The following is a 20,455-nucleotide window of genomic DNA, read 5'->3' on the forward strand; positions in this document are numbered from 1 at the left end:
TCTACTGTGGGTTTTCCGCCACGCATGGCGTGGATCTACCGGACGCCGGCCGGGTTCAGACCTCTTTGCGGATGATCGCGCGGAAACTCCCGTCCTGATTCAGTCGCCGCACCGCCTCGCGGTTGCCATGGGTTGCCGCGAAGCCCGCCACATCGGCAAGGGCAAAGAGCAGCAGGCCTTTCAGCGCGTCGCGGTTGCCGGCCTGCAGTAGATCTTCAAGATCCTGCTGGATGAAAGTCCGGCGCAGGCCTGGCGTCTCTTCGATCCGCCAGTCGACATGCGGCGTGGGAATGCTGGAGCGGTACCTGAAAGCCGTTTCAAGATCGTCAGGTGCAAGGGGATACTCGAGCAGCTCTGGAAAGTAGAGTCCAGCATTCACATAGAAGCCCCGGCTTTCGCTGGCGCGTTGGTGATTTACGACAAGCAGGGCGTCATCCAGCAAGCGGTAGCGGGTGGTCGATGTCCCGGCAAAGCCTGTCTTCTTTGCGCATTTGCTGAAGACGGTCGAGGATTTCATGGGCTTTGCCTGGGCCGGAAGAAGGGCCCACAGCCTTGAGGCGCAGTGCCTGGCGGTCAATTGGCAAATGCGACACCGGGAACGTGGGCCGGCATTTCATCCACGCATGGCGTGGATCTACCGAGTCCGTGAGCCCAGCTCCGCTGCCATCGCCAGCCATCGCTCCCGCTGCGCTGGGGTACTGCCGCGCACCGCACCCAGCCGGCTGACCCGCACCGGGCGGATGCCGCAGAACTCCAGGATGGTGGCGCGGACCTGGGTGATGCCCGGGTCACGGTAGATCCAGCGGTAATACCAGGGCGGCGTGTCCAGCGTGGTGATCACCCGCGCGCTGCGCCCGGCCAGCAGACGGTCCCACCACACCGAATCGCGCCGGTAGCGGAAGGCGAAGCCCGGCAACAGCACGCGGTCAAAGAAGCCCTTCAGCAGGGCCGGCATCGCGCCCCACCAGGTGGGGTAGACCAGCACCAGATGATCGCAGGCTTCGATCGCATCGGCGGCGTCCTGCAGGTCGGCTTCCAGCGGCTGTATCTGGCGATAACCGTGGCGCAGCACCGGGTCGAATCCAAGCTCGCCCAGTGCGATCAGGCGCACTCGGTGGCCGGCGTTCTCGGCGGCCGTGGCATAACGCTGGGCGAGGGCGCCGCACAGGCTGTCGCGGTCGGGATGGCCCAGCAGGATCAGGATGGAACGGGACACGGCAACCTCGGGCAATGGAAAGTGCGCGAGGTTGCGGTCTGCCCCAGGGGCAGAGTCAAACCGGGGTGGTGCAGCCGCTGGGTTCCAGGATGCAGTCGCCGCTGCCGGAGTGCAGCCACTGCTGCAGCTCGTCGCTGACCTGCTGCAGGGCGCGCTCGACCTGCGCCAGCCGCCCCCGTTCGTTGGCAATACGGATCCGCTGCTGTTCCAGCAGCGCCAACGCCGCCGGCCAGTCCAGTCGCCCATCGCGACCCTGCAGGCGCGAGATCGCAGCCAGGGTGATGCCCAGCCCCAGCGCCTGGCGGATCAGCTGCACCCAGGCCACGTCCTGTTCGCTGTAGTCGCGATAGCGGTTCAGGCGCGGCACCGGCAGCAGCAGGCCGCGTGCCTCGTACAGGCGGATGGCCTTGGCACTGGCGCCGGTCAGGCGACTGACTTCGGAGATGCGCATTGGCTCAGTCCCGCACCAGGCCGCCATCGACCACTAGATTCTGGCCGGTCACCGCGCGCGACCACGGGCTGGCGAAGAACAGCACCGCATCAGCGAACTCGGCCGGGGTGGTGACGCTGCGCAGCGGCGTATTGGCGGCGATGTAGTCGAACACCGCTTCCGGCGTGGCGGCACTGGCATCGGTGGTACGCAGCAGGCCGCCGGACAGCATGTTCACCGTGATGCCATGCGGGCCCAGGTCGCCGGCAAGGGTGCGGGTCAGCGACAGCAGTGCGGCCTTGGCGGCGGTGTAGTCGTGGTAGGGCACCACCGGGTTCTGGAACAGGTTGGTGCCGATGTTGATGACGCGGCCGAAGCGACGCGCCTGCATGCCGGGCAGGGCGGCCTGCACGGTGTTCAGCGCGCCACGCACGCTGCCCTCGAACTGTGCCTGGAATGCCGGCCAGCCGATATCGGCGGCGCCGTCGCGGCCGTCACCGTTGAACGAGAAGGCGGCCAGCGCGTTGTTGACCACCGTGGTGACACCCTGGCCGAAGTGGGCCAGCGCGTGCTGCAGCATCGCATCGACCTGGGCGCGCTCGGTGACGTCGGCCGGCAGCGCGATCGCCTGCCCGCCCAGCTCAGCGGCCAGGGTGCGTGCGGCGGCTTCGCTGCGGTGGTAGTTGATGATGACGCGGGCGCCCTGGGCGGCGAAGGCGCGGGCAATGTGCTTGCCAAGGCCGCGGCCGGCGCCGGTGACCAGTACCAGCTGTTCGCTGATCTGCATGGTGGAACTGCCATCCATTGCATGAAAGGGCATGCAGCGTAGCAGCGATGGTGCTTGCCGGAGCGGGTGTGCTGCCGCTAGCCTGCGGGCATGAACCAGACTCCCCTGCGATTGCTCATTCACGGCGCTTCCGGGCGCATGGGCCAGGCCCTGCTGCGGCTGGCTGCCGAACATCCCGAAACCCTGCAGATCGTGGCCGCGGTGACCGGTCGCGCGCCAGCCCAGCGCGTGGTCGACGGCGTGCCGTTCTTCGCTGCCAGCGAGCTGCCCGGCGCACCGGCGTTCGATGTGGCGATCGACTTCAGCCTGCCCGAAGGGTTCGACCCGCTGCTGGCGCTGTGCGTGGAGCGGGGTGCAGGACTTGTATCGGGCACCACCGGCATCTCCAGCACGCAGCGCCAGGCGCTGGAGGCAGCGGCGGATAGGATTGCGCTGGTGTGGGCATCGAACTTCAGCCTGGGCGTGGCGGTGCTGGACGAGCTGGTCGAGCGCGCGGCGCAGGCGCTGGCCGGCTGGGACTGCGACGTGGTCGAGTCGCACCATACCCAGAAGAAGGACGCGCCGTCGGGCACCGCGCTGACCCTGGGGGCGGCCGCGCAGCGGGGTGGGGCGGAGCCGCATTACGCCAGCCTGCGTGCCGGCGACATCGTTGGCGAGCACCTGGTCCAGTTCACCGGGCTGGGTGAGCGCATCGAGCTGGTGCATCGGGCCACCAACCGCGACATCTTCGCCCGCGGTGCCCTGTTCGCCGCCCGCCAGCTGCAGGGCCGGGCGGCCGGCAGCTACCGGGTACGGGATCTGCTGCAGTAAGTCGGTAGTGCCGGCCGCTGGCCGGCAACCTCGGGGCACCGGACGCCAATGGGATTGCCGGCCAGCGGACCCCACATACGCCGCCGGATTGAAATGAATGCGCAATCGCCTGTTCATCAAGCGCGATAACCGCTGGCGCGAGCGCCCCGGCAGCGCTACAATTCGCACTCGCCGAATCACGAAAGCCGGACCGGTCCCAGACCGTACGTCCGCGCTTTTTTGCAACCGGATTTCCGTGAAGCGCAGGCGTGACTTCGGCAGCCCCCTCGGTAGCCAAAGTGAGATTCCCGTGACCCAAGCCGCAATTCTCGTCCTCGAAGACGGCACCGTATTCGAGGGCGAATCCGTAGGCGCGCCCGGCCTGTCCGTCGGTGAGGTGGTGTTCAACACCGCCATGACCGGCTACCAGGAAGTGCTGACCGACCCGTCCTACGCCCGGCAGATGGTCACGCTGACCTATCCGCATATCGGCAACACCGGCATGACCGACCAGGACAATGAAGCGTCCAAGGTGTGGTCGGCCGGCCTGATCGTGCGCGATGTTCCCCGCCGTCCCAGCAACTGGCGCAGCCAGGTGTCGCTGCAGGATTGGCTGATCCAGCGTGGCGTGGTCGCCATCGCCGGCATCGACACCCGCAAGCTCACCCGCATCCTGCGCGAGAAGGGCGCGCAGAACGGTGCGCTGATGGCCGGCGACATCGACGTGGAAAAGGCTTTGGAAGCTGCCCGCAAGTTCCCGGGGCTGAAGGGCATGGATCTGGCCAAGGTCGTCACTACCGAGAAGACCTACACCTGGACCGAGGGCCAGCTGGACCTGGATGCCAATGCCTTCGTCAGCGTGCCGGCCAAGTACAAGGTCGTGGCCTACGACTTCGGCGTGAAGACCAATATCCTGCGCATGCTGGCCGAGCGTGGCTGCGAAGTGACCGTGGTGCCGGCGCAGACCCCGGCTGCCGAGGTGCTGGCGCTGAAGCCGGACGGCGTGTTCCTGTCCAACGGCCCGGGTGACCCGGAACCGTGCGACTACGCGATCGAAGCGATCAAGACCTTCATCGACGTGAAGATCCCGACCTTCGGCATCTGCCTGGGCCACCAGCTGCTGGGTCTGGCCTCGGGCGCCAGGACCATGAAGATGGGCCACGGCCATCACGGCGCCAACCACCCGGTGCAGGACCTGGACAACGGCCGGGTGATGATCACCTCGCAGAACCACGGTTTCGCTATCGATGAAGCGACCCTGCCGCCGACCCTGCGCGTGACCCACCGTTCGCTGTTCGACGGCACCAACCAGGGCGTGGCCCGCACCGACGTGCCGGCGTTCTCGTTCCAGGGTCACCCGGAAGCGTCGCCGGGGCCGACCGATGTCGGTCCGCTGTTCGACCGCTTCGTGGTCCTGATGGAAGAGGCCAAGGCCTGATGCGCAGCCTCGCTCTGCTGCCGCTGCTGTGCGTTGCCGGGCTCGCTTCGGCAGCGCCGGCAACCGATGCCGGTGTGGCTGACGTGATGCGGAAGCTGAACAAAGGTTCGATGGGGGCCGCGTCGGCCGAGATGATGGTGGCCGAAGTGCCATCGCTCAAGGCACTGCCCGAGGGCGACCGCCAGTGCGCACGCAGCGCCATCCATGCGGTTCTGCTCGGCCAGGCAAGGCGATCGGTGATCAACGATCTTGGCGACGACGGCGACACCGTCATCGCCGAATGGGCGCGCTTCCTGGAGACGCCGTCAGGCAAGGGCTATCGGGCCCTCGCAGGCGGCACGACGGGTGATGATGCCGAATCCATCGACGTGCAGAGCGAGCAGTACCAGTCCGTGTTCGAGGCGTTCCTGGCCAGCGCGGCCCACGAGCGCCTGCTGGCCAGTTTCGGACGCCTGAGCCCACCCGACGACCTGCCGGAGCAGTTGGCCAGAGGATTGCAGGACCAGTGCCGGATTGCGCTGAAACCCCAAGAGATTTCCTGATCGACAGCGTGCGATCACTCCCCCTTGTCACGCTGTACTGACTTAGAGAAGAAAATGCCCAAGCGCACTGACCTCAAGACCATCCTCATCATCGGTGCTGGCCCGATCGTCATCGGCCAGGCCTGCGAGTTCGACTATTCCGGCGCCCAGGCCTGCAAGGCCCTGCGCGACGAGGGTTACCGCGTGGTGCTGGTCAACAGCAATCCGGCCACGATCATGACCGACCCGGAAATGGCCGACGCCGTCTACATCGAGCCGATCAACTGGCAGACGGTCGAGAAGATCATCGCCAAGGAAAAGCCCGATGCGCTGCTGCCGACCATGGGTGGCCAGACCGCGCTGAACTGCGCACTGGACCTGGCCGACAACGGCGTGCTGGAGAAGTACAACGTTGAACTGATCGGCGCCAAGCGCGAAGCGATCATGATGGCCGAAGACCGCGAGCTGTTCCGCGTGGCCATGGGTGAGATCGGCCTGGAGTGCCCGACCGCCGCCGTCGCCCACACCCTGGACGAAGCGCTGGAGATCCAGACCCGCGTTGGCTACCCGACCATCATCCGCCCCAGCTTCACCCTGGGCGGCAGCGGTGGCGGCATCGCCTACAACCGCGAAGAGCTGGTCGACATCGTCAGCCGTGGCCTGGAACTGTCACCGACCACTGAAGTGCTGGTGGAAGAGTCGGTGCTGGGCTGGAAGGAATTCGAAATGGAAGTGGTCCGCGACACCGCGGACAACTGCATCATCGTCTGCTCGATCGAGAACCTGGACCCGATGGGCGTGCACACCGGTGACTCGATCACCGTGGCCCCAGCGCAGACCCTGACCGACAAGGAATACCAGCGCCTGCGCGATGCCTCCATCGCCGTGCTGCGCAAGATCGGCGTCGATACCGGTGGCTCGAACGTGCAGTTCGGCATCAACCCGGACACCGGTCGCGTGGTCGTGATCGAGATGAACCCGCGCGTGTCGCGTTCCTCGGCGCTGGCCTCCAAGGCCACCGGCTTCCCGATCGCCAAGGTCGCCGCCAAGCTGGCCGTGGGCTACACGCTGGACGAATTGAAGAACGAGATCACCGGTGGCCTGACCCCGGCCTCGTTTGAACCGTCGATCGACTACGTTGTCACCAAGATCCCGCGTTTCGCCTTCGAGAAGTTCCCGGCTGCCGATGCACGCCTGACCACCCAGATGAAGTCGGTGGGTGAGGTGATGGCGATGGGCCGCACCTTCCAGGAATCGATGCAGAAGGCATTGCGTGGCCTGGAAACCGGCAAGGTCGGCTTCGACCCGACCGGCCTGGACCTGACCAATGAAGACGACCTGCAGACCCTTCGCCGCGAACTGAAGGCGCCGGGCCCGGAGCGCCTGTTCTTCGTCGCCGATGCGTTCCGCGCCGGCATGAGCGTGGAGGACATCTTCAAGCTGTCCTACATCGATCCGTGGTTCCTGGACCAGATCGAAGAGATCATCGCTGCCGAGACCTCGGTCGCCGCCGATGGTATCGACGCACTGGACGCCGCTCGCCTGCGCAAGCTCAAGCGCGCCGGCTTCTCCGACGCCCGCCTGGCCCAGCTGACCGGAACCAACGAAGCCGCCATCCGTGCACTGCGTCGTGCGCACAAGGTGCGTCCGGTCTACAAGCGCGTGGACTCCTGTGCCGGTGAATTCTCCACCGGTACCGCCTACCTGTACTCGACCTACGAGGACGAGTGCGAGGCCGCGCCGACCAACCGCAACAAGATCATGATCCTGGGTGGTGGCCCGAACCGCATCGGCCAGGGCATCGAGTTCGACTACTGCTGCGTGCACGCGGCACTGGCGCTGCGCGAGGATGGTTATGAAACCATCATGGTCAACTGCAACCCGGAAACCGTGTCGACCGACTACGACACCTCCGACCGCCTGTACTTCGAACCGCTGACCCTGGAAGACGTGCTGGAAATCGTCGAACTGGAACAGCCGAAGGGCGTGATCGTGCAGTACGGCGGCCAGACCCCGCTGAAGCTGGCGCGCGCGCTGGAAGCCAATGGCGTGCCGGTGATCGGTACCAGCCCGGACTCCATCGACCTGGCCGAAGACCGCGAACGCTTCCAGCAGCTGGTCGACAAGCTGGGCCTGAAGCAGCCGCCGAACCGCATCGCCCGCAACGACCAGGAAGCCCTGCTGCTGGCCCGCGAGATCGGCTACCCGCTGGTGGTGCGCCCGAGCTACGTGCTGGGCGGCCGCGCCATGGAAATCGTCTATGGCGAATCCGACCTGGCCCGCTATGTGCGTGATGCGGTGAAGGTGTCCAATGATTCGCCGGTGCTGCTGGATCGCTTCCTCGACAATGCGGTCGAGTGTGATGTCGACATCATCGCCGATGCCCAGGGCAACGTCCTGATCGGTGGCGTGATGGAGCACATCGAAGAGGCCGGCGTGCACTCGGGTGATTCCTCGTGCTCGCTGCCGCCGTACTCGCTGTCGGCTGAAACCCAGGCCGAGCTGCGTCGCCAGGTGGTGGAACTGGCCAAGGCCCTGAACGTGGTCGGCCTGATGAACACCCAGTTCGCGATCCAGACCGATGAAGAAGGCAACGACACCATCTACCTGCTGGAAGTGAACCCGCGTGCCTCGCGCACCGTGCCGTTCGTGTCCAAGGCCACCGGCATGCCGCTGGCCAAGATCGCCGCGCGCTGCATGGCGGGCAAGACCCTGGAAGAGCAGGGCGCGACCAAGGAAATCGTGCCGGACTACTACTCGGTGAAGGAAGCGATCTTCCCGTTCGCCAAGTTCCAGGGCGTCGATCCGATCCTCGGGCCGGAAATGCGCTCCACCGGTGAGGTGATGGGCGTGGGCCGCAGCTTCAACGCCGCCTTCGCGCGTGCGCAGGAAGCTGGTGGCATCAAGGCACCGCCGGTCGGCAAGGCGTTCGTGTCGGTGCGTGACCCGGACAAGAAGCGCGTGCTGCCGGTGGCCAAGGCCCTGCTGGCCCGTGGCTACAGCCTGGTCGCCACCCGTGGCACCGCCGCTTGGCTGCAGCAGCACGGCATGGACTGCGAGATCATCAACAAGGTGGTCGAAGGCCGTCCGCACATTGTCGACTCGATCAAGAACGGCGAGATCGTCTACATCGTCAACACGACCGAAGGTCGTTCGGCGATCAACGATTCGTTCTCGATCCGTCGCGAGGCGCTGCAGCACCGCGTCACTTACTCGACCACCATTGCCGGCGCCAAGGCGCTGGTGGATTCACTGGAATTCCGCGGCACCGGCCCTGTCTGGTCGCTGCAGGAACTGCACAAGGAGTTGAATGCATGAGAGCCCCCATCACGATGAAGGGCGCGCAGCGTCTGCGCGATGAACTGGATCACCTGAAGTCGGTCAAACGCCCGAAGGTGATCGCTGCGATCGCCGAAGCGCGTGAGCATGGCGACCTGAAGGAGAACGCCGAGTACCACGCCGCGCGCGAGGAACAGGGTTTCATCGAAGGCCGCATCAAGCAGCTGGAAGGCGAGCTGTCGCACGCCGAGATCATCGACGTGAGCAAGCTCAATGCGGGCTCCAAGGTGGTGTTCGGCGCCAGCGTGACGCTGGCCGACGTGGAAACCGACGAAGAGAAGAAGTACCAGATCGTCGGTGACCTGGAAGCGGACATCAAGCTGGGCCTGATCGCCATCTCCTCGCCGGTGGCGCGCGCGATGATCGGCAAGCTGGAAGGCGATTCGATCGTGATCGACGCCCCGGCCGGCCAGCGCGAGTACGAGATCGTCAGCGTCAGCTACCTGGACTGACCCGGTGGCGACGGCGACCCTGCTGTTGCCGGCGCGCAGCCGCTTTGCCGCGGCTGCGCTGGCTGATGACGTGGCGCGTGCCCTGGGCCGCGCCGACGCCTCGCAGTTTGAAGCCGGCGAGCGGGCACAGCTGCAGCGCCATTTCTCGGTTGCCGCGCCGCACTGGCCGGTAGCTGCACTGACCCGCCAGCGTGACGTCGGCGATGCTGCCGGCGCGTGCTGGCTGCGTGCTGATCCGGCCTGCATGGTGCCGGACATGCACGGCGCGCGGATGATGGCCTACGGCGAAACGCTGCGGCCGACCCTGGCCGACTGCCTGGCGCTGCTGCCAGTGCTGCAGCCGTTGTTCGCCGATGCCGGGTATGTGCTCGACGCACCGGATCCTTCGCGCTGGTACCTGCGGCTTCCGATCGACAGCGAGCTGCCGGACTTCGACAGTCCGGACGAGGTGCTGGGCGATGACCTGTTCTCGCACCTTCCGCAGGGCGACACCGGCCGTCGTTGGCGGGCGCTGATGACCGAGGCGCAGGTGCTGCTGCACAACCATTCCTGGAACCAGCAGCGCGCCGCGCAGGGACAACAGCCGATCAATTCGCTGTGGTTCTGGGGCGGTGGCGTGATGCCGGTATCGGTCAACACGCCGCACGCACAGGTGCGCAGCCGCGATGCGCTGCTGCAGGGCCTGGCCCTGGCTGCGGGCGTTGCCGTGGATGGCGAGCAGTCGGTGGATGCATTGGTGGATCTGCGCCAGCTGCGCTCTTTGCAGCAGCTGGGCAATGATGCGATCCGTCCGCTGTTGGCCGCGCTGAAGCGTGGCGAGCTGCAGCGGCTGGTGCTGGATTTCGAAGACGGCCTGCAGTTCCAGCTGGACCGTGGCCAGCGCTGGCAGTTCTGGAAGAAGCCGCGCCAGCTTCACGAGTGAGCCGGGCTCCCGCGGTAGCGCCGGGCCACGCCCGGCGGATGCCCTAACGGAATTCCGTGATGTAAGTCGGCAGTCGCCAGATGGATGCTCCATCGCCGCTACAGGTGCCGCCCACGTACTCCATGCTTAGCCGCATCTGCCGTCCATCCCACGCCCAGTAGCGCCCGGTTTCGCAGCGATCCTGGTCGGTCTCCACGGTTTCCTCGAGAAACACCGCCTCCGGCGCGTTCGCGAAGAGTGCGCCCTGGGTAATGAACGTGGGATTGAACGGCGGCTGGTCGTTGATCACCCACGTGCCCGCCGGCACATTGAACGCAGGCGTGTGGCAGACAACAGAGGCGAGCAGGTAATGATCGTCCAGTCGCTGGACGGTGATGGAACGCGGGGCAGTCTGCTGCACATTGGCAGCGCATGCCCAGTCTGCCTTGTCGCTGGGCTGAAGCAGGCGACGCAGGTCCTCGCGCTCGCCCAGTTGCGCATCTTCCTCACGCGGCGGCACCCGCCTGGATGGTGTTGGCAGCCGCGGCTTCGAGAGAGCCGGCGGCACGCTTGACTCCTGCTGTGATCCGCGTCGCACCAGTGCGCCGGGTGTCTCCAGGCGCTGCTGGAGCTCATCCATCTTCAGCATCAGCGCGGCCGCGCCGGATGCGGAGAGCGACCACGCCTGGCCCTTGCCGTCGGTGACGCTGATGGGTGAGCGATTGACGAGGGCTGCACTGAACGCCTGCACCTGAGCCGAGGTCAGCGCTGCATGCTCCGTGGCTGATGCCAGTACGCCGATGCTGCCCGCGGGCTTTCCGTCCAGCCGCAACTGCAATGCGCCGGCAGGTGACTGTGCGTGCGCTTCGGGATCGTCAGCGTTGTCGCGGGCAAGTGCCAGCCGGATCTCCACCGCGGCTCCGGGGCCGCCATTGCGCTCGATCAGCACGGCCAGCCTCAGCGGTGCCGGGGCACCGACACCGGCGAGACGACAGGCACGCGTGTTGTCGCAGGCCATGAACCAGTCGCCCTCGGCGAACGATGCGCCCATCGGATCGGCGGCCGAAGCAGCCGAGGATGCCGTCAGCAATCCCAGCAGGAAGAGAGGTGCCGGCAGCAAAGAAGGGGCACGCATTCAACGCACCTCGCTGAGCAGGGTTGGCAGCATCCAGTGCCCGCCCGGCATGCCACGGCACATGCCGGTACTGAACGCACTGCTGGGCTGGAATCTGTGGCCATCCCATACCCAGTCCGAGCCGGAAACGCAGTCGCCGATGCCGCGGCCCTTGTAGCGCGCGTAGAGCGTGCGTTCGACGCGCGAGAAGCCCTCTGCTTCCATCGTGACCGTCTGCGGGGCGAAGGGGGGCTGGTCGCGCGCGATCCAGAAGCCATTACTGTAGTTGTACGCGCCCATCTGGCACAGCGCCTGCACCAGCACATGGCTGTCGTCCAGCCGCTCGATCACCATTTCCGGGGTGCCCGTGTACTCGATCAGGCGCGGACAGTCGTCACCGTCGCCGAGCGTGGCGATCAGGGCGTCGCGCAGCGCTTCGCTGCTTCCCAGTTCGCTGTCCCCGGAGTGTGGGGCCATCAGTGCCGCGCTCACGATCACCGGCTTGGCGTGCGCAGCCGGCACGCTCGTTTCGGCACGCGTGCCACGCCGCACCAGGGCGCCGGGTGTTCCGATCCGCCCTTGTGCCTCATCCATTTTCAGCAGTACAGCGGCAGCCCCACGGTCGGACATCGGCCAGCGCGCGCCGTTGCTGTCGATCACCTCGATGCGGGCCTGGCCGGGCAGGGCGGCGAGCAGGGCTTCCACCTGCGTGGGACGTAGCGTTACGGCCTCGTCGGCGCCGGTGTCCTGCACCGGGCCCAGATCACGGCCGTTCACCTGCAGGCGCATCGCTCCTTCAGGCATGGCGCTTTCGCCATCCTCGCCCACCCGCAGCCGCGCCTTCACTACCGTGCCGGGACCACCTGCACGTTCCAGCATCAGGCCCAGCAGGCTGTCTGCGTTTTCCGGGCCATAACCCGCGGCACGGCAGGTGCCCGTGTTGTCGCAGGCCAGGAACCAGTCGTGGTGCACGAACTCGATACCGGGTGTGGCCGGCGTATTTGCGGCATGGCTGGCGAGCGGCAGTAACAGGCCGGCAAGCAGTGCGGACAACGGGCGATACATGGCGAATTCCGTTTCAGAGGCGAACAAGCATGGGCGATCGCCACTTCTGCGCCAAGCCCGGGAAGAGCCCGGCAAGCCGGGCGGGGTATCATGCGCAGGTCTTCCGTCACCCGGCGATGCCGATGTCCCTTGCCGCCGATGCTGTGCAGCCGTCCTCTGATACGCCGACGATCCGCCGCCGCGATGCGGTCGCGCCCGGCAGCTGGCCGGAGGGCACGCTGCCGTTGCTGGCGCGTCTCTATGCCAGCCGTGGCGCAGGTACACCGGAGTTGGCGCAGCCGAAGCTGGGCAATCTGCACGCGCCTGAGCTGCTGACCGGCATCGACGGTGCGGTGGGCCTGCTGGTCGAGGCCATCGCCAGCGACAAGCGCATCCTGGTGGTTGGCGATTTCGACTGCGATGGCGCCACTGCTTGCGCGGTCGGCGTGCGCGGCCTGCGCATGCTCGGCGCGCAGCATGTCTTCCACGCGGTGCCGAACCGCATGGTGCACGGCTACGGCCTGTCGCCGTCACTGGTGGAAGAGCTGGCCGCGCTGCAGCCGGACCTGCTGGTCACGGTCGACCACGGCATTGCCTGCCACGCCGGTGTCATCGCGGCCAAGGCGCGTGGCTGGCAGGTGCTGGTCACCGACCACCATCTGCCAGGGCCGCAGCTGCCGCCGGCCGATGTCATCGTCGATCCCAATCTCGACGGCGACGCTTTCCCCAGCAAGTCGCTGGCCGGTGTCGGCGTGATCTTCTACGTGCTGATGGCGTTGCGCCGGCAGATGCGCGAGGCCGGTGTCTTTGCCGATGGCAAGGGGCCGGACCTGACCACGCTGCTGGACCTGGTGGCGGTCGGCACCGTTGCCGATCTGGTGGCGCTGGACCCGAACAACCGTGCATTGGTCAGTGCGGGCCTGCGCCGTCTGCGGGCAGGGCAGGGCTGTGTCGGCCTGCGTGCGCTGATCGAAGCCAGCGGCCGTGACGCCGCGCGACTCACCGCCACCGATATCGGCTTCGCACTCGGCCCGCGCCTGAACGCTGCGGGCCGGCTGGAAGACATGGCGCTGGGCATCGCGCTGCTGCTGACCGAAGACCCGCGCCAGGCGCGCGAGATCGCGCAGACGCTGGAGCAAATCAATTCGGAACGGCGCGCCGTGCAGCAATCGATGACCGACGACGCCGAGCAGGCGTTGACCCGCGTGGTGCTGGACATGGCCGGCCAGCGCCCGGTGGCTGCCTGCCTGTTCGACGCCGACTGGCATCCGGGCGTGGTCGGCCTGGTCGCGTCGAAGATGAAGGACCGCCTGCATCGCCCGGTGATTGCCTTCGCCCCGGCTGAACCGGGCGCCGACACCCTGCGTGGCTCGGCGCGCTCGATTCCCGGCCTGCACATCCGTGACGCACTGGCGCTGGTCGATGCGCGCCATCCGGGACTGATCGAACGTTTCGGTGGGCATGCCATGGCGGCTGGACTGAGCATGCGGCTGGATCACGTCGATGACTTCAGGGCCGCCTTTGTTTCGGTTGTGCTGGAAATGCTCGACCCGGCGGCACTGCAGCAGCAGGTTCTCAGCGACGGCGAACTGGCCGCGGACGAGCTCGACCATCGCCACGCCGACGCACTGCGCCTGGCCGGGCCGTGGGGCCAGGGTTTCCCCGAGCCCCTGTTCGACGGCCACTTCGAAGTGGCCAACTGGCGCGTACTGAAGGAACGCCACCTCAAGCTGGAACTGCGCCTGCCAGGCGTACCCGGCACGATCAACGCGATCCACTTCGGCGGCTGGCACGGCAACGCGCCCACTCGCCACGTGCACCTCGCCTATCGTCTGGCCTGCGACGACTATCGCGGCGGCAGCGCCATCCAGCTGATCGTGGAGCACAGCCTCCCCGCATGAAGAAAAGGGGACGGAGGGGATTAAGTCGCAAGTGGCAAACAAGGCACAAGCGACTTAATCCCCTCCGTCCCCTTTTTTCGGGGGATCAGCGGATCTCAGTTACCAGCGTCGGCAATTCCCAGGTGCCACCAGGCACGCCCCGGCACAGGCCGGCAGCCACTGCCGAGGTGGCGATGAAGGCGATGCCATTCCACGTCCAGGTGTTCTGCGAGATGCAGTCGCCCAGGCCGCGGCCCTTCTGCGCGGCAATGATCTGGCCGTCGGCGTAGTCGATCGCATCGCTGGTCACCCACTGCGGCTGGAACGGCGCCTGCGGGCGGGCGACCCAGTAGCCATCGCCGGTGTTGTAGGCCGCGCGCCAACACTGCACATTGACCAGCACATGCTGTGCGTCCAGGCGTTGGATCTGCAGCAGGGAGTTGCTGAGCGGAACGTCGGCGTCGGTCTCCAGCAGCCCTTCGCAGCTGTTGTCCTTCAGCGTGGCGCGCAGCGCTGCACGCAGGGCGGGTGAGGCGGCCAGTTGCGCAAACGCCGGATCATCCGGGGTCGAGTCCACCGTAGCGGCCCTGCGCACCACCGGCACCGGCAGCGCGGCGGGGACGCTGGATTCCGGCGTGCTTCCCTTGCGCATCACGGCACCGGGTGTGCCCAGCCGCCCCTGGTACTCGTCGATCTTCAGCAGTACCGCTGCCGCCCCCTTGTCTGACAGCGGCCAGCGGTGGCCGGCGCCATCGGTCACGCTGACCCCACCATCGCGCACCAGTGCCGACAACAGTGCGCTGGTCTGCGCGGCATTCAAGCTGTGCGTGCCTTCGCCCTTCGCAGAGGCCAGAACGCCGAGATCCTGCTGCTGGATGTGCAGATGCAGTGCACCCTTGGGCTGGGGCTGGCCTTCTTCCGGCTGCAGCGTCAGGCGGCCCTGGATGGCCTGGCCCGGGCCGCCCTTGCGGGTGAGCAGCACACTCAGGGTGCTGCCTTCATCGGGGGCATAGCCAGCGGCGCGGCAGGTCAGGATGTTGTCGCAGGCCACGACCCAGTCGTGGTGCTGGAAATACAGGCTTCTGGCCGGGGCTGCCGCAAGGGCGGCGATTGGGCAGGCCAGGGCCAGCAGGGCAGTTGGCAGGGGGAATCGCATCGGCATCCTTGCGCATATGGGAGTGTGGCATCGTGCCTGTGGGCGACGGTATTGAAAAGCTTGGCCGCATCAAACCCCGTTCCGGCAGCTCGTGCGTTCAACGGTTCGCGATACCACCGGAGTTCTGCAATGGCTTTCCCTCGTGGCTGCAGGGCTCTCAGCGTTCACCGCACTTCGGTGACCTGCGTGGGTAACTGCCAGGTTCCGTCCAGTGCATGTCGGCAGAAGACGCTTTTCGTAGCTGAGGTCGCAACGAAGCGGGTGCCATCCCAAGTCCATGATTGTTCGGACCTGCAGTTGGGCTCGGAGCGATCGGATTGGGAAGCGATGATCTCGCCATTTCCGTAGGAGGTGGCGTCACTGGTCACCCAAGCTGCCCGATAGGGCGCTTGCTCACGGATGACCCAGTAACCATCGCCGGTGTTATAGGCCGCGTCCCAGCACTGCACGCTGACGAGCAGGTGCCTCCCATCGAGGCGCTGGATTCCCAGTGGCGAGTTCTTGAGGGGTGTGTTCCGATCAGCGTCGAGCAGTCCTTCGCAGCTCGGTTCCTTCAAGGTCGCGCGCAGCGCTGCACGCAATGCAGGCGAGGTTGCGAGCTTGGCGAATGCTCGGTCATCGGGCAGAGAGCGCTGCGTCGACGCCTTGCGCATCACCGGCTTTGGCAGTGCTGCCGGCACGCTGCTCTCGGCCGCCGCACCCTTGCGCGTCAGCGCGCCCACCGTGCCCACGCGGCCCTGGAAGTCATCGGCTTTCAGCAGCACCGCTGCAGCGCCCTTGTCCGACAGCTGCCATGCATGGCCGCCAGCATCGATCACCGTGATGCCGCCATCGCGCACCAGCGCCGACAACAGAGCGGCGGTCTGTGCCGGGTTCAGCGTGTACATGCCTTCCACCTTGGCCGGCGTCAGCACGCCCAGATCACGCTGCTTGATGCGCAGGCGCAGGGCACCCTTGGGCGACTGCTGGCCGTCGATCGGCCGCAGCGACATCTCGCCACGAACCGGTTGCTGGGGGCCACCATCGCGGGTCAGCAACACGCTCAAGGTGCTGTTTTCGCCACTGGCGTACCCGGCGGCACGGCAGGTACGGGTGTTGTCACAGGCAACGACCCAATCGTGATGCTGGAAGTAGGCTCCCTCGGGCATCCTGGTGGCGGCTGCAACCAACGGAGATGACAGGGCGAGCAAAACAGACGGAAAAAGGACGCGCATGCACATTCTCGGGTTGGCAGGAGAGGTCATATAGGCTGGGCATTGGCAGGGTTGAGGACCAGCATCGAACCGGGTCAACCCCATCCATCCACCTTGTGCGTTCAGACAATCACGATCCCACTGGAGTCCTGTCATGGTCTTCGCCCGTTGCTGCACCTTGTTCCTGCTTGGCCTGATGGCCATGCCCGCGTCGGCGCAGTCGGCGTGGCGTCCGCCCGTGCCGAGTGGCTCTGCCTCGTTGCTGATCGCCCCGGCTGCCGAGCAGGCGGTCCAACTGCGACACGCCCGCATCGAAGGCGAGGTCCAGGCCGGCATCGCCCAGACCCGGATCACCCTGGAATTCCATAACCCGAACCGGCGCGTGCTGGAGGGCGAACTGCAGTTCCCGCTGGCCGATGGCCAGCAGATCAGCGGTTTCGCCCTGGATATCAACGGCGAGATGCGTGACGCGGTGCCGGTGCCCAAGGACCGCGGCCGCCAGGTGTTCGAGGAGATCGCCCGCCGCGGCGTAGACCCGGGCCTGCTGGAACAGACCGCTGGCAACCAGTTCCGGCTGCGCATCTACCCGCTGCCGGCCGGTGGCAGTCGGCGCGTGCAGCTGGTGATTCGTGAGCCGTTGGCCTTCGCCGGCCAAGGCTGGCAGTGGACGCTGCCGCTGCAGTTCGCCGCCGGTGCGGCCTCGGTTGAACTGAAATTGCAGGCGCCCGGCGCGACGACTGCGGGTACGGCACCCTTCCGCATCAGCGCGGGCCAATTGCAGTGGCAGGGCAAGGGCGCGCAGCTGCCGAAGCAGCTGCAGTGGAGCCTGCCGGCAGCCCGCCAGGCACAGGTGCAGGTGGCGCCCTGGGAGGATGGCCATTACCTGCTGGCGCAGCTGACGGTGGCGGCCAGCAGCACACCCCGCACGTTGCCCAGCGAGATCGGCCTGCTGTGGGATGGCTCTGGTTCGGCGGGGCAGCGCGATCGCACGCGCGAGTTCGCACTGCTGGATCGCTACTTCGCTGCGATGGGTGACGGCACCGTGGTCTTGACCGTGTTGCGTGATCGCGCCGAACCGGTGCGTCGATTCCGCATCCGCGCCGGCAACTGGAATGAATTGCGCGCAGCGCTGCAGGCCGTGCGCCCGGACGGTGCAAGCGCACTGGCGCAGTGGCAACCGGAGCCGAGGGTGAAGGAGTACCTGCTGGTCAGCGATGGCCTGCTGACCTATGGGCCGGAGCAGCTGCCGGCGATGGCACCGGATCAGCGCCTGTTTGCGGTCAGCAGCGCCGGTGCGCGTACCGATGCCGTGCGACTGCGTGGCTGGAGCGAGGCGCATGGCGGTCGCTTCGTCGCGTTGGGCAGGAATGTCGAATCGGCCGCGCGTGAGCTGCTGTCGTCGCCGTTGGATGTTCAGGTCGATGCAGGGCGTGGCGTGCAGGATGTGGTGATCGATCGTCGCAGTGAAGCCCAAGGCTGGCTGTGGCTGCACGCACGACTGGCGGCCGACGGTGCGCCGATGCGGGTGCGCGTGGGTGGCGGCGAATGGCAGGCGTTGCCCGCCACTCAGAAGAGCAACGACGGTGAACTGCTGGCCGGCTTGTGGGCGCAGGCGCGCCTGCAGCAGCTGGCCGCCGACCGCCGTGGCAACCGTGAGGCGATGCAGCGCCTGTCGCAGCAGTTCGGCCTGGTCGGGCCGGATACCTCGCTGATCGTGCTGGAGACACTGGAGGACTACCTGCGCTATGCGATCCGCCCTTCGGGCACGCTGCGCGCCGAGTACGACGCCAGGTATGCGGTGCAGGTAAGAGATCGCGCCGCTGCTGATCGCCAGCGTCTGGATGAAGTGGCGGCACGCTGGAAGGAGCGCCAGCAGTGGTGGAACCGCAGCTGGCCGAAGGGGGCGTCGCCGCAGGCCAAGGAAGCAGCGCTGGAAGTTGCATCCGCCGACTATGCTGCGGAGTCGGCCCCGGTAGCGATGCTCGCCGCACCTGCGGCTCCGCCAGCTCCGGCACCGATGGCAGCGGCGTCCGAGCAGCGCATGGAAGCCAGCAGCGCACGTGCGCGCCGCTCAGCACCTGCATCGAACAAGGCGCTGGATGCGATCGCGGTCACTGGTGGGCTCGCCGACGCATCTGCTGCCGCCAACGACGGCCAGCTCGGCATCCAGCTGGCGGCGTGGCAGCCGGACTCGGCCATCGCCAGGCGCCTGCGCCAGGGCCCGCAGTCGCAGCTGTATGACCGCTATCTGGCCGAGCGCGATGCCCACGCCGACAGCAGCGCGTTCTTCCTCGACGTGGCCGATCTGCTGCTGGAGCAGGGCCAGCGCGAACTGGCACTGCGTGTGCTGTCGAACCTGGCCGAGATGGATCTGGACAACCGTCACCTGCTGCGCGTGCTCGGCTATCGGCTGATGCAGGCCGACGCCCCCGCGCTGGCGGTGCCGGTGTTCGAGCAGGTGCTGGCGATGGGCCAGGAAGAACCGCAGAGCTTCCGCGACCTGGGCCTGGCGCTGGCAGCGGCCGGCAAGCCGCAGCAGGCACTGGCGCCGCTGTACCAGGTGGTGATGCGGCCGTGGGACAGCCGCTTCGACGGCATCGCGCTGATCGCACTGGATGAGCTGACCAACCTGGTGGCCCGCAGCACGCCCCGGTTGGATACCACCAGCATCGACCCGCGCCTGCTTCAGGCGATGCCGTTGGACCTGCGCGTGGTCCTGTCGTGGGACGCCGACAACAGCGACATGGACCTGTGGGTGACCGACCCGAACGGCGAGCGCGCGTACTACGGCAACCGCCTGACCTACCAGGGCGGACAGATGTCGCAGGACTTCACCGGCGGCTATGGCCCCGAGCAGTTCTCGCTGCGTAACGCCAAGCCGGGCAAGTACAAGGTGGAGGCGAACTACTTCGGCAGCCGCCAGCAGCTGGTGACCGGTGCGACGACCCTGATGCTGCGCCTGACCACCCACTGGGGCACGGCCAAGCAGAAAGACCAGATGGTGACGATGCGATTGAAGGACCGCGCCGAGACCGTGCTGGTGGGCGAGTTCGAGGTGCGGTAGTACCGGGCCATGCCCGGCGGCTGCACCGCCGGGGAAAGGCCTGTCCGCGCAGGGCGCGGATCTACCCGATTGAAGTAGAGCCACGCCATGCGTGGCTGTTGGTTGGAGTCGGGATGGCCTATCCACGCATGGCGTGGATCTACTGCACGTCTTCGACTTTCGGCAGGTGCTGGCGCGGAGTCCACCGCGCCAGCGCCACGCCGCCGCCTAGGATCAACAGCGTGCCAATGGCCTGCCACACCAGCGCGGTCGCCGGTGCATCAGGCAGTGGAACGGCCGCGGCAAGAAGATCGATCAATGGCCGCGCCAGCGTGTAGATCACCACCACCCCCAGCACGCGCAGCACCCGTTGTGTGACGCTCTGCGGATCCACCGGCCAGCCTCGCCATTGCAGCCACGCGACCAGCAGGCCCAGCGCGAGCAGTCGCCCGGCTTCACCGACCGGAACGAAGCGCGAGGTCGCTGCCGCCCATGCCAGCAGCGCGCCCAACGCCAGCAACACAGGCAGTTGCCAGCGCTGGCTTGAACGCATCCCCGGCATCAACTGCCACGCCAGCAGCGCCACGCCGATGCCGATCAACCATCCAGCCAGCACGTCGGCCGGGAAGTGCCGGCCCAGGTACATCCGTGACAATGCCATCAGCAGTGGCCAGCCGAACGCCAATGCCCAGCGCAGCCAGTGCCGGCGGATGCCGAAGGCCAGCAGCAGACCGACGCAGGCAGCGGTGGCTACACCGACATGACCACTATTGAAGCCATAGTCGGCATCGGGCTGTGCCCGCAGCATGGCGCTTGCTTGTGCATCGGGAAGTGACCAGAACGCCTGCCCGCCACCATCGACGACGAAGGGATGCGACGGCACCCCTTCATCGAGTACGCGGGCATCCACATCCGATGGGCGGGGTAGGGCGGCGCCTTGTTTGATCGCGTGCGTGGCGCAGGCCATCAGCAGCACCGCCAGCATCACGCACAATCCGGCGCGGAGTCGTGCTCCAAACGCGCAAAGCAGAATCAGCGCGATATAGGCCATTTCGTAGCCGAGCAGGCTGACAAACTGCATCAGCGACAGCATCCAGCCGGCATCGAAAGTCTGCTGCAGCCACAGGTGCCAATGGGTCTGGAACATCCGTT

The 20,455-nt window shown here is 66.8% G+C and carries 17 protein-coding genes; 8 read left to right on the forward strand and 9 right to left on the reverse strand.

Annotated features, from left to right (window positions below; genetic code table 11):
* Positions 1-55: 55 nt before the first annotated feature.
* The 4 genes from ABR323_RS12500 to ABR323_RS12515 all read right to left on the reverse strand — a co-directional run bounded on the left by ABR323_RS12500 (position 56) and on the right by ABR323_RS12515 (position 2,433).
* Positions 56-517: a DUF4304 domain-containing protein gene (locus tag ABR323_RS12500; RefSeq protein WP_439449552.1), complete on the reverse strand. Its 462-nt coding sequence runs from the start codon at positions 515-517 to the stop codon at positions 56-58.
* 117 nt (positions 518-634) lie between these two features.
* Positions 635-1,216, reverse strand: coding sequence for an NAD(P)H-dependent oxidoreductase (locus ABR323_RS12505; RefSeq protein ID WP_439449553.1), 582 nt, complete (start codon positions 1,214-1,216; stop codon positions 635-637).
* Positions 1,217-1,271: 55 nt separating this feature from the next.
* Positions 1,272-1,667 (reverse strand): MerR family transcriptional regulator, encoded by a 396-nt coding sequence (locus ABR323_RS12510; RefSeq protein ID WP_439449554.1) that lies wholly within the window; start codon positions 1,665-1,667, stop codon positions 1,272-1,274.
* A gap of 4 nt (positions 1,668-1,671) precedes the next feature.
* Positions 1,672-2,433 carry a 3-oxoacyl-ACP reductase gene (locus ABR323_RS12515; protein WP_439449555.1) on the reverse strand — a complete coding sequence of 254 codons (762 nt, stop codon included), beginning with the start codon at positions 2,431-2,433 and terminating at the stop codon, positions 1,672-1,674.
* A gap of 90 nt (positions 2,434-2,523) precedes the next feature.
* Between ABR323_RS12515 and dapB the strand changes: the two genes are divergently transcribed.
* The 6 genes from dapB to ABR323_RS12545 all read left to right on the forward strand — a co-directional run bounded on the left by dapB (position 2,524) and on the right by ABR323_RS12545 (position 9,894).
* Positions 2,524-3,243: a 4-hydroxy-tetrahydrodipicolinate reductase gene (dapB, locus tag ABR323_RS12520; RefSeq protein ID WP_439449556.1), complete on the forward strand. Its 720-nt coding sequence runs from the start codon at positions 2,524-2,526 to the stop codon at positions 3,241-3,243.
* A 289-nt stretch (positions 3,244-3,532) separates the two neighbouring features.
* Positions 3,533-4,660: a glutamine-hydrolyzing carbamoyl-phosphate synthase small subunit gene (gene carA, locus ABR323_RS12525; RefSeq protein ID WP_135273479.1), complete on the forward strand. Its 1,128-nt coding sequence runs from the start codon at positions 3,533-3,535 to the stop codon at positions 4,658-4,660.
* Positions 4,660-5,202 (forward strand): hypothetical protein, encoded by a 543-nt coding sequence (locus ABR323_RS12530; protein ID WP_439449557.1) that lies wholly within the window; start codon positions 4,660-4,662, stop codon positions 5,200-5,202. Before carA ends, ABR323_RS12530 begins: the two co-directional genes overlap by 1 nt.
* A 54-nt stretch (positions 5,203-5,256) precedes the next feature.
* Positions 5,257-8,499: a carbamoyl-phosphate synthase large subunit gene (gene carB / locus ABR323_RS12535; protein WP_439449558.1), complete on the forward strand. Its 3,243-nt coding sequence runs from the start codon at positions 5,257-5,259 to the stop codon at positions 8,497-8,499.
* An 8-nt stretch (positions 8,500-8,507) separates the two neighbouring features.
* The gene (gene greA / locus ABR323_RS12540) at positions 8,508-8,972 is read left to right on the forward strand and encodes a transcription elongation factor GreA (RefSeq protein ID WP_206141072.1); all 465 of its coding nucleotides are present in this window, start codon (positions 8,508-8,510) and stop codon (positions 8,970-8,972) included.
* A gap of 4 nt (positions 8,973-8,976) precedes the next feature.
* Complete coding sequence (locus ABR323_RS12545; protein WP_439449559.1) at positions 8,977-9,894, forward strand: phosphoglycerate mutase; 918 nt, start codon at positions 8,977-8,979, stop codon at positions 9,892-9,894.
* 43 nt (positions 9,895-9,937) lie between these two features.
* Here the strand turns inward: ABR323_RS12545 and ABR323_RS12550 are convergent, their stop codons facing one another.
* Positions 9,938-11,008, reverse strand: coding sequence for a DUF1176 domain-containing protein (locus ABR323_RS12550; RefSeq protein ID WP_439449560.1), 1,071 nt, complete (start codon positions 11,006-11,008; stop codon positions 9,938-9,940).
* On the reverse strand, positions 11,009-12,052 hold the full coding sequence (locus ABR323_RS12555) for a DUF1176 domain-containing protein (RefSeq protein WP_439449561.1): 1,044 nt from the start codon (positions 12,050-12,052) through the stop codon (positions 11,009-11,011). It lies immediately after the preceding gene.
* Between the two features lie 122 nt (positions 12,053-12,174).
* On the opposite strand from ABR323_RS12555, the gene recJ reads away from it, so the two are divergent.
* Positions 12,175-13,932 (forward strand): single-stranded-DNA-specific exonuclease RecJ, encoded by a 1,758-nt coding sequence (gene recJ, locus ABR323_RS12560; protein ID WP_439449562.1) that lies wholly within the window; start codon positions 12,175-12,177, stop codon positions 13,930-13,932.
* Positions 13,933-14,017: 85 nt separating this feature from the next.
* On the opposite strand, the gene ABR323_RS12565 is transcribed toward recJ, so the two are convergent.
* Complete coding sequence (locus ABR323_RS12565) at positions 14,018-15,067, reverse strand: DUF1176 domain-containing protein (protein WP_439449563.1); 1,050 nt, start codon at positions 15,065-15,067, stop codon at positions 14,018-14,020.
* A 164-nt stretch (positions 15,068-15,231) separates the two neighbouring features.
* On the reverse strand, positions 15,232-16,311 hold the full coding sequence (locus tag ABR323_RS12570) for a DUF1176 domain-containing protein (protein ID WP_439449564.1): 1,080 nt from the start codon (positions 16,309-16,311) through the stop codon (positions 15,232-15,234).
* A 103-nt stretch (positions 16,312-16,414) separates the two neighbouring features.
* Between ABR323_RS12570 and ABR323_RS12575 the strand changes: the two genes are divergently transcribed.
* A complete protein-coding gene (locus ABR323_RS12575; protein WP_439449565.1) occupies positions 16,415-19,324 on the forward strand; it encodes a VIT domain-containing protein in 2,910 nt (969 codons plus the stop codon).
* A 139-nt stretch (positions 19,325-19,463) separates the two neighbouring features.
* On the opposite strand, the gene ABR323_RS12580 is transcribed toward ABR323_RS12575, so the two are convergent.
* Positions 19,464-20,450, reverse strand: coding sequence for a phosphatase PAP2 family protein (locus tag ABR323_RS12580; RefSeq protein ID WP_439449566.1), 987 nt, complete (start codon positions 20,448-20,450; stop codon positions 19,464-19,466).
* Between the last annotated feature and the right edge of the window lie 5 nt (positions 20,451-20,455).

The organism is Stenotrophomonas sp. ATs4 (genome assembly GCF_051861585.1).
Classification (GTDB): domain Bacteria; phylum Pseudomonadota; class Gammaproteobacteria; order Xanthomonadales; family Xanthomonadaceae; genus Stenotrophomonas; species Stenotrophomonas maltophilia_AS.